The sequence below is a fragment of the Cellulomonas telluris genome, assembly GCF_004886325.1.
GTDB classification, from domain to species: Bacteria; Actinomycetota; Actinomycetes; order Actinomycetales; family Cellulomonadaceae; genus Cellulomonas; species Cellulomonas telluris.
Genome location: NZ_QXFN01000005.1, coordinates 618909 through 628834 on the forward strand (window position 1 = coordinate 618909; position 9926 = coordinate 628834).

The window sequence follows — 9926 nt, forward strand, 5'->3', positions numbered from 1 at the left end:
CTCACGATACGGACCCGGAGCTGTCGAGGACGTCGGCACACACCGTTGACTTACTTTGTTCAGCGGCCTAAGAATCTACCACGGCGCACGGACGGGACCTCCCCCTCGCCCCGCGCCTGCCGTCGGCACACCGAGGTGCCGGCCACGACGAGAGGATCAACGATGTTCCTTCCCCAGCGACGTGCGCGCGTCGCCGCGGCGTCCGCGGCACTCACGGTCCTCGCCCTGACGGCGGCCTGCTCCGGCGGCGGCTCGGGCTCCGGCCAGCAGAGCGCGGACGGCGAGCCGTCCGGCGAGATCACCGTCCTCACCTGGCGGACCGACCTGGTGGAGGACGGCACGTTCGACGAGTACGTCGAGCAGTTCAAGGAGAAGTACCCGGACGTCACGGACGTCACCGTCGAGGCCCTCACCGACTACGCGGGCGAGGTGAAGACGCGTATGAACACCGACGAGTACGGCGACGTCCTCGCCATCCCCGGCTCGGTGACGCCCGACCAGTACGAGCAGTTCTTCGAGCCGCTCGGCAGCCAGGAGGAGATGGCGGAGAAGTACAGCTGGATCAACGACAAGTCCTTCGAGGGCCAGTCGTACGGCATCCCGGTCGTCGGCAACGTGCAGGGCATCGTCTACAACAAGCGCGTCTGGGAGGAGGCCGGCGTCACCGACTTCCCCACGACGCCCGAGGAGTTCCTCGAGGACCTGCAGACGATCAAGGACGCGGGCGTCGCCGAGGTCGCACCGCTGTACACGAACTACAAGGACGGCTGGCCCCTGTCGCAGTGGGACGGCTGGCTCGGGGCCGTCACGGCCGACCCCGACTGGAAGAACAAGATGGTCGAGTCCGACGAGCCGTGGGCCGAGGGCACCGACTACGGCGTGGTCGACGGCACCATCTACGACGCGGTCGCGCAGGAGCTGGTCGAGGCCGACCCGACGACCACGAACTGGGAGGAGTCCAAGCGGCTCCTCGGCACCGGCCAGGTCGCGACGATGGTGCTCGGCTCGTGGGCGATCCCGCAGATGCAGGCCGCGGCGGAGGACGCCGGCGAGAGCGCCGACGACATCGCCTACATGCCGGTCCCGGTCCAGGTCGACGGCACGTTCCACGCGGTCGCGGGCGGGGACTACAACCTCGGGATCAACGTCAACTCCGACAACAAGGTGACGGCGCGCGCCTGGATCGACTGGTTCAACGAGGAGTCCGGCTACTCCGAGTCGCAGGTGGGCCTGTCGCCGCTCAAGGACGGGCCCGTCCCCGCGGCGCTCGAGGGCTTCATGGACCAGGTCGAGCTGATCACGCTCAACCCGGCACCCGAGGGCGAGGAGTCGCTGTTCGCCGACATCGACACCGCCTCCGGCATCGTCACGACCGACCCGAAGTTCCGCCAGGCGACGATCGACGCCGCCCGCTCGGGTGCGAAGACGAAGCAGCAGATCTTCGAGGAGCTGAACACGGCGTGGGCCGAGGGCCGCGCCGAGGTCGGCGACTGAGGTCCCTGCCATGACGACCGCTCCGTCGAGCCTCCAGGCCTCGACCACGGCGGCCACGGCAGCGGATGGCGTGGCCCGTACCGCCCGGCGCAGGCCGGGCGGTACGGGCGGCGTCCCCGCGTGGTCGCGCCGGCTGACGCCCTACCTGTTCCTGCTGGTCCCCCTCGCCCTGCTCGTGCTGCTCACGTACGTGCCGGTGGCGAACATGTTCTGGTACTCCGTCACCGACTGGGACGGGCTGGACAAGGTCAAGAACTTCGTCGGGCTGGAGAACTACGCCGAGGTCTTCACCGATCCCGACAACGTGCGGGTCTTCTACGTGTCGCTGTACTACTTCGGCGCCTCCTTCGTGCAGATGGCGCTCGCGCTGTACTTCGCGACGATCCTGTCGTTCAAGGTGCGGGCCAAGAACCTGTGGAAGGGCATCCTGTTCTTCCCCTACCTCATCAACGGCGTCGCGATCGGCCTGATCTTCCTCAACTTCCTGCAGCCCGGCGGCGGCCTCGACACGGTCCTGCTCACCGCGGGGCTCGAGAGCCTCGTCCAGCAGTGGACCGGTGACCCCGAGATCGCGAACTTCTCCCTCGCCGCCGTCTCGGTGTGGCGCTACATGGGCCTGAACTTCGTCATGTTCCTGGGCGCGATCTCGTCCATCAGCAGCGAGATCTACGAGGCGGCGGAGATCGACGGCGCCACCCGGTGGCACCAGTTCTGGCACATCATCCTGCCGTCGATCCGCCCGATCCTCGGGCTGTCGTTCATCCTCGCCATCTCCGGCGCCCTGTCCGTCTTCGAGATCCCGTTCGTCATGACCAACGGCGGCAACGGCACCGAGACGTTCGTGATCCGCACCATCTGGATGGCGTTCAACCGCAACACCGTGGGGCTGGCGTCCGCGATGGCCGTCGTGCTGCTCGTGATCGTCCTGCTGGTGACGTGGCTGCAGCGCCGCCTGGTGCCCGAGCGAGAGGTGGACCTGACATGACCCGCGCGATCACCGGGACGCTGAAGTACACCTCGCTCGTCGTGGCGTCCGTCGTGACCCTGCTGCCCCTCGGGCTGATCCTCTTCGGCTCCTTCAAGACGGGCCAGGAGTTCCTCGCGACCAACCCGTTCGCGCTGCCGCAGAGCTGGACGTTCGACAACTACGTCACCGCGTTCACGCGCGGCGACATGGCGCTCGGCTTCCTCAACACCGTGATCATCTTCGTCGCGGCGATCGCGGGCACCATCCTCATCGGCGCCGCTACGGCCTACGCCGTCGACCGGTTCTCGTTCGTCGGGCGCGGCGCGGTGCTCAACCTGTTCCTGCTCGCCACCCTGGTGCCGGGCGTCACGACGCAGGTCGCGACGTTCCAGATCATCAACGGCCTCGGCCTCTACAACACCCGGTGGGCGCTGATCCTGCTGTTCATGGGCACCGACATCATCTCGGTGTACATCTTCCTGCAGTTCATGCGCGCGATCCCGCGCTCGCTCGACGAGGCAGCGATGATCGAGGGGGCCGGCCACCTGCGGATCTTCTTCCAGATCATCCTGCCCAACCTCAAGCCGGCGATCGCCACGGTCGTGATCATCAAGGGCATCGGCATCTACAACGAGTTCTTCCTGCCGTTCCTGTACCTGCCCGACCCCGACCTGCGGCCCATCTCGACCTCCCTGTTCGCGTTCAAGGGGCCTTTCGGGTCGCAGTGGGAGATCATCTCCGCCGGCGTGATCATCACGATCGTGCCGATCCTGGTGCTGTTCCTGTTCCTGCAGCGGTACATCTACAACGGCTTCACCTCCGGGGCCACGAAGTAGGCCGGCCCGCCGCCACCCGACCCCCGCCGCCCGCACGCGCACGACGGCCCTGCGCCGGCACGCCCCACCGCTAGGAGCACCACGTGACCCACCTCGACCTGCAGGACGGCTGGACGCTGACGGCCACCGCCGGCGACCTGCCCGCCCACCTCGCCGACCGGCTCCGCTCAGGGCTGCGCGTGCGGGTGCCCGGCACGTCGCACACGCACCTGCTGGACGCCGGGCTCCTCGAGGACCCGTACGTCGACGACCACGAGCTGCGGCTGGCGTGGATGAAGCGGGTCGACTGGGCCTACGAGCGCGAGCTCGTGCTCGACCCGCCCGCCGACGACGAGCGCGTCGACCTCGTCCTCGAGGGCGTCGACACGGTCGGCACGGTGCTGCTGGACGGCCAGGTCGTCCTGCGCACCCGCAACATGCACCGCTCGTACCGGGTGGACGTGCGCGACCGCGTCCGGCCCGCGACGCAGCGGCTGCGCGTCGAGCTCGCGTCCGCCCTGACCCACGCGGAGGCCGAGGCGGAGCGGCTGGGCCCGCGGCCGCTGGCCTACCCGCAGCCGTTCAACATGGTCCGCAAGATGGCCTGCTCGTTCGGCTGGGACTGGGGGCCCGACCTGCAGACGGCCGGGCTGTGGCGCCCCGTGCGGGTGGAGCGGTGGCGGGTGGCGCGCCTGGCCGAGGTGCGTCCGCTCGTCACGGTCGAGCCCGACGGGACGGGCGTCGTCGAGGTGCACGTGGACGTGGAGCGGTCCGGTCTGCCGGGCGGCCAGGTCCCGCTCGTCGTGCACGCGTCCGTGGCGGGCGCGGAGGCGGTGGCGCGCGTCGACGCCGGCGCCACGTCGAGCGTCGTGCGCCTCGAGGTCGCGCACGCCCCGCTCTGGTGGCCGGTCGGTCACGGTGCGCAGCCGCTGCACGCCCTGACCGTCGAGCTGCGTGCCGCCGACCTCGCGGCGCCCGCCGCCGTGCGCGGCACCGGCTCGGTGCTGGGCGGCTGGACGCGCCGGATCGGCTTCCGCACGGTCGAGCTCGACACGTCGCCCGACGACCAGGGCACCGCGTTCACGCTGCGGGTGAACGGGCGGCCCGTGTTCGTCAAGGGCGCCAACTGGATCCCCGACGACCACCTCCTCACGCGGCTCACCCGCGCACGACTGGCGCGGCGCCTCGACCAGGCCGTCGGGGCGCACCTCAACCTGCTGCGCGTGTGGGGCGGCGGCATCTACGAGTCCGAGGACTTCTACGAGCTGTGCGACGAGCGCGGGCTGCTCGTGTGGCAGGACTTCCTGCTCGCCTGCGCCGCGTACCCGGAGGAGCAGCCGCTGCGGGACGAGATCGAGGCCGAGGCGCGCGAGCACGTCGCGCGGCTCACCCCGCACCCGTCGCTCGTCCTGTGGAACGGGGGCAACGAGAACCTGTGGGGCCACGAGGACTGGGGCTGGAAGGAGGAGCTCGACGGCCGCACGTGGGGCCGGGCCTACGCGCTCGAGCTGCTGCCGGCGGTCGTCGCGGAGCTCGACCCGACGCGGCCCTACGCGGCGAACAGCCCGACGTCGCCCGGCTTCGCGCCCGAGGACGTGCACCCCAACGACCCGGACCACGGCACGCACCACCAGTGGGAGGTGTGGAACCGCGTCGACTACACCGTGTACCGCGACGAGGTGCCGCGGTTCTGCTCGGAGTTCGGGTTCCAGGGCCCGCCGACGTGGGCGACGCTGCGCCGTGCGGTGCGCGGCGAGGACGGCGAGGTCGCGGGCAAGGAGCACCCCACCTTCCTGCTGCACCAGAAGGCCGACGACGGCAACGGCAAGCTCGACCGCGGCATGGCGCCCCACCTCGGCGTCCCGGGCGACTTCGTCGACTGGCACTGGGCCGCACAGCTCAACCAGGCGCGCGCGATCCGGTTCGCCGTCGAGCACTACCGGTCCTGGTGGCCGACGACCGCCGGCGCCGTCGTCTGGCAGCTCAACGACTGCTGGCCCGTGACGTCCTGGGCGGCGGTGGACGGCGACGAGCGACCCAAGCCGCTGTGGTACGCGATGCGCGCGGCGTTCGCGGAGCGTCTCGTGACGGTGCAGCCGCGGGACGGGCGGGACGCGCTGGCCGTCGTCAACGACACCCCGACCCTGTGGAAGGGGGTCGCGCGCCTGGAGCGGCAGCGCCTCGACGGGACGGTCCTGGCCGCCGCGGACCTGCCGCTCACGGTCGGCGCCTGGTCGGCCGGCACGTTCGGCATCCCCGAGGCGCTGCGCTCCCCGGAGGACCGGGCGCGCGAGGCGCTCGTCGTCACGCTCGACCACGCGCGCACGGTGCACACGTGGGTCGAGGACGTCGAGCTCGAGCTGCACCCCCAGCCCCTGTCCGCCACCGTCGCGCCGACGCAGGACGGGTTCCAGGTGGACGTCGTCGCGCACTCGCTGGCCAAGGACGTCACCCTGCTCGTCGACCACCTCGATCCCGACGCCCGGGTCGACGACGCGCTCGTCACGCTCCCGGCGGGTGCGCGGGCCCGGTTCCGGGTCCGCACGTCCGCGGCGATCGACCCGCAGGACCTGCTGCGCGTGCCCGTCCTGCGTACCGCGAACGACGTGGTCGTCCCCGTGGTGCGCGGGGCGGTCGTCGCCGGCTGAGCCGTGGCAGTGCCCGCGGTGGCCGGGGCAGGCGTCGCACCGGCCACCGCTACGCTGGCGGACGTGACCCAGGGCTCCGACGCGATCGGCCTCGTGCTGGCCCGTCCGGCCCGCATGCTCGGGCTCGAGCCGTTCTTCATGGAGCTCATCGGGGGCATCGAGGAGAGGCTCTCCACCGACGGCCGCTCCCTCCTGCTGCACGTCGTCCCCGACCACGACGCGGAGATCCGGGCGTACCGCCGCTGGGGCGAGGGCGGCCTCGTCGACGCCGTCGTGCTCGTCAACATCGTCCAGGCCGACCCGCGCCTGACGGTGCTGCGCGAGCTGGCCATCCCCACGGTCGTGGTCGGCGGTCCCGACCGCGCCCTCGAGGGCGTGGCCCACGTCTGGATCGACAACGGCCAGGCCATGCGCGACGCGGTGGGCTACCTCGTGGGGCTGGGGCACACGACGGTCGGACGGGTCTCCGGCCCGGCCACCCTCACCCACACGCAGGTCCGCACGGCCGCGTTCCTCGAGGAGTGCGAGTCCCTCGGCGCGCGGGCCGTCGTCGTGGAGGGCGACTACGGGGAGGAGTCCGGCACCCGGGCGACCCGGGCGCTCCTCGGGCGCGGCAACGGCAACGCACCGTCGGCCATCGTGTACGACAACGACGTGATGGCGGTCGCCGGCCTGGGCGTCGCGCACGAGCTCGGCCTCGGCGTGCCGAAGGACGTGTCGCTGCTGGCGTGGGACGACTCGGCGCTGTGCCGCCTGGCGCACCCGCCGCTGTCGGCCATGAGCCTGGACGTGCACGCGATGGGCGTGCAGGTCGCGGACTCGGTGCTCAACCTGCTCGCGTCCGGGCACCCCACGGCGTCGACCGCCCCGCTGCCCCGGCTCGTCGCCCGTGGCAGCACCGCCCGCCGCCTCCGGTAGCGCCGATCGGGGCGGTTCGCGACGCGTCGACACGCGGCCCGCGCGGGCTCCCCGCTCCCACCTGCGGGGACGTGCGCTCAGTGGTTGGGTAGGCACATGAGTGCGGCTGCTCCCACACCGGTCCCCGTCGACGCCGACACCCTGCGTGCGATCGCGGCGGGCACCCACTACGACCCGCACGGCGTGCTCGGCCCCCACGTCGGGGACGGCGGCGTGACCGTCCGGACCCTGCGCCCCATGGCCGACTCGGTCGTCGTGGTCACCCGCGACACCCGCGTCGAGGCCCGGCACGAGCAGGACGGCGTGTGGGTCGCGGTCCTGCCCGGCACGGACGTGCCGGACTACCGCCTCGAGGTGACGTACGGCGGCTCCCCCGGGACGGTCGACGACCCGTACCGCTTCCTGCCGACCGTCGGCGAGCTCGACCGGCACCTGGTGCGCGAGGGACGCCACGAGCAGCTGTGGCTCGTGCTCGGCGCGAACACGCACACCTACCCGGGCACGCTCGGCGAGGTGAGCGGCACGGCCTTCGCGGTGTGGGCGCCCAACGCCCGCGCCGTGCGTGTCGTGGGCGACTTCAACCACTGGCAGGGTGCGACCCACGCCATGCGCTCCCTCGGGGAGAGCGGCGTCTGGGAGATCTTCGTGCCCGGCGTCGGCGCCGGCGCCCGGTACAAGTTCGAGATCCTCGGCGCCGACGGCTCGTGGCGGCAGAAGGCCGACCCCATGGCCAAGGCCACGGAGGTGCCGCCCGCGACGGCCTCGGTCGTCGTGGAGTCCCGGTTCGAGTGGAGCGACGACGAGTGGCTCGCACGCCGCGCCGGCAGCGACCCGCACGCGGGGCCGGTGAGCGTCTACGAAGTGCACCTGGGCTCCTGGCGGCAGGGGCTCTCGTACCGCGACCTCGCGCACCAGCTCACCGACTACGTCGTCGAGATGGGCTTCACCCACGTGGAGCTGCTGCCCGTGGCGGAGCACCCGTTCGGCGGGTCGTGGGGCTACCAGGTGTCGTCGTACTACGCGCCCACCTCGCGCTTCGGGCACCCCGACGACTTCCGCTACCTGGTCGACTGCCTGCACCGTGCCGGCATCGGGATCATCCTCGACTGGGTCCCGGCCCACTTCCCGAAGGACGAGTGGGCGCTCGCCCAGTTCGACGGCACCGCCCTGTACGAGCACCCGGACCCGCTGCTCGGCGAGCACCCGGACTGGGGCACGTACGTCTTCAACTTCGGCCGTGCCGAGGTGCGCAACTTCCTCGTCGCGAACGCGACGTACTGGCTCGAGGAGTTCCACGTCGACGGCCTGCGCGTCGACGCGGTCGCGTCGATGCTCTACCTCGACTACTCCCGGCAGCCGGGCCAGTGGCGCCCGAACGTGTACGGCGGCCGCGAGAACCTCGAGGCCATCTCGTTCCTCCAGGAGGCGAACGCGACGTCGTACCGCCGCACGCCCGGGATCATGATGATCGCCGAGGAGTCCACCGCGTGGCCGGGCGTCACGGCACCGACGTCGGCCAACGGGCTCGGGTTCGGCCTCAAGTGGAACATGGGCTGGATGAACGACACCCTCCGCTACCTGCGCGAGGAGCCGATCAACCGCCGCTACCACCACCACGAGATCACGTTCTCGCTGGTGTACGCGTACTCCGAGCACTTCGTGCTGCCGATCAGCCACGACGAGGTCGTCCACGGCAAGGGGTCGCTCTACGAGCGGATGCCCGGCGACCACTGGCAGAAGCTCGCCGGCGTCCGTGCGCTGCTGGCCTACCAGTGGACCCACCCCGGCAAGCAGCTCCTGTTCATGGGCCAGGAGTTCGCGCAGCAGGGCGAGTGGGCCGAGGCGCGGTCCCTCGACTGGTACGCCCTCGACGACCACGCCCACGCCGGCGTACGGCGGGCCGTGCAGGACCTCAACGCGCTGTACCGGCAGACGCCGGCGCTGTGGCAGCTGGACCACACGCCCGACGGCTTCGAGTGGCTCGCGTCCGACGAGTCGGACCTCAACCTGCTCGCGTATCTGCGCAAAGGCACCGACTCCCCCGCCGTCGCCGTCGTGGTCAACTTCGCCGGCGTGCCGCACGAGAGCTTCCGCCTCCCGCTCCCCCACGGCGGCCGCTGGCGCGAGGCGTTCAACTCGGACGCTCTCGACTACGGGGGCTCCGGGGTGGGCAACCTGGGCGGCGTGGACGCCGAGCCGGTCGAGCACTACAGCCGCGCGTACTCGGCGTCGGTGCGCGTGCCCCCGCTGGGTGCGGTCGTCTTCGTCGCCGAGGAGCTCGCGCCCGGCAGCACGGCCGAGGCGAGCGCGCCCGACCCCGCGGAGGTGGACGCGGCCCGCACCGCCGCGGTCGCCACCGCGGCGGACCCCGCGACGGGGCCGGCTCCGGCCGCCGGCACCGTGCTGGGCACCGGCCCGGACCTGGACGCGGACCCGGAGGTGCCCGCGTAGGCCTGCCAGCCCACCCGGGCGCAGCGGCACGACGAAGGCCCCGCACGCGGCGCGTGCGGGGCCTTCGCCGTGGTATCGGTGAGCGGACGCCTGAGGGCCGCGCGGGGGCTCCTCGATCCGCCGCGGCACTTTCGTAGACGCGCCGCTTCTCCGTGGCCATGTGTGCGGCCGTCCGGTGCGGCCGAACTTCGGCCGCGCGGTGTGGCCGTGCTTCGGCCGCGCGGTGTGGCCGTGCTTCGGCCGCGCGGTGTGGCCGTGCTTCGGCCGCGCGGTGTGGCCGTGCTTCGGCCGCGCGGTGTGGCCGTGCTTCGGCCGCGCGGTGTGGCCGTGCTTCGGCCGCGGGGTGCGGCCGTGCTCGGGCCGCGCGGTGTGGCCGTGCTTCGGCCGCGCGGTGCCCTCTCTTCGCCGTTCAGCTCTTCACGTTCAGGCGTTGACCCGTCACCGGGTGCGGTCGTCCGCGGGCGCTCCGCTACGTCAGGGCGCACGGCCGGGGTGACCCGTTCCGGTGATGCCCCAGCGGAGGCGGGAATTGTCGCTGGAATGCACGAAGGCCCACCCGTGATCGGGTGGGCCTTCGTGGAATGGTTGTCCGGCGGCGTCCTACTCTCCCACACCCTGGCGGGTGCAGTACCA

General features: G+C 71.9%; 6 protein-coding genes. All 6 read left to right on the forward strand.

The window, feature by feature from the left end; translation table 11 throughout:
- Positions 1-162: 162 nt before the first annotated feature.
- The 6 genes from FB586_RS18345 (at position 163) to glgB (ending at position 9293) form a co-directional block, all read left to right on the forward strand.
- Positions 163-1494 (forward strand): ABC transporter substrate-binding protein, encoded by a 1332-nt coding sequence (locus tag FB586_RS18345; RefSeq protein ID WP_136520758.1) that lies wholly within the window; start codon positions 163-165, stop codon positions 1492-1494.
- 10 nt (positions 1495-1504) lie between these two features.
- On the forward strand, positions 1505-2479 hold the full coding sequence (locus tag FB586_RS18350) for a carbohydrate ABC transporter permease (RefSeq protein WP_136520759.1): 975 nt from the start codon (positions 1505-1507) through the stop codon (positions 2477-2479).
- Positions 2476-3297: a carbohydrate ABC transporter permease gene (locus tag FB586_RS18355; protein WP_136520760.1), complete on the forward strand. Its 822-nt coding sequence runs from the start codon at positions 2476-2478 to the stop codon at positions 3295-3297. The genes FB586_RS18350 and FB586_RS18355 overlap by 4 nt, the downstream gene beginning before the upstream one ends.
- A gap of 83 nt (positions 3298-3380) precedes the next feature.
- Complete coding sequence (locus FB586_RS18360) at positions 3381-5924, forward strand: glycoside hydrolase family 2 protein (RefSeq protein ID WP_136520761.1); 2544 nt, start codon at positions 3381-3383, stop codon at positions 5922-5924.
- Between the two features lie 63 nt (positions 5925-5987).
- On the forward strand, positions 5988-6842 hold the full coding sequence (locus FB586_RS18365) for a LacI family DNA-binding transcriptional regulator (protein ID WP_246036930.1): 855 nt from the start codon (positions 5988-5990) through the stop codon (positions 6840-6842).
- Between the two features lie 96 nt (positions 6843-6938).
- Positions 6939-9293, forward strand: coding sequence for a 1,4-alpha-glucan branching protein GlgB (gene glgB / locus FB586_RS18370; protein WP_136520762.1), 2355 nt, complete (start codon positions 6939-6941; stop codon positions 9291-9293).
- Positions 9294-9926 lie beyond the last annotated feature (633 nt).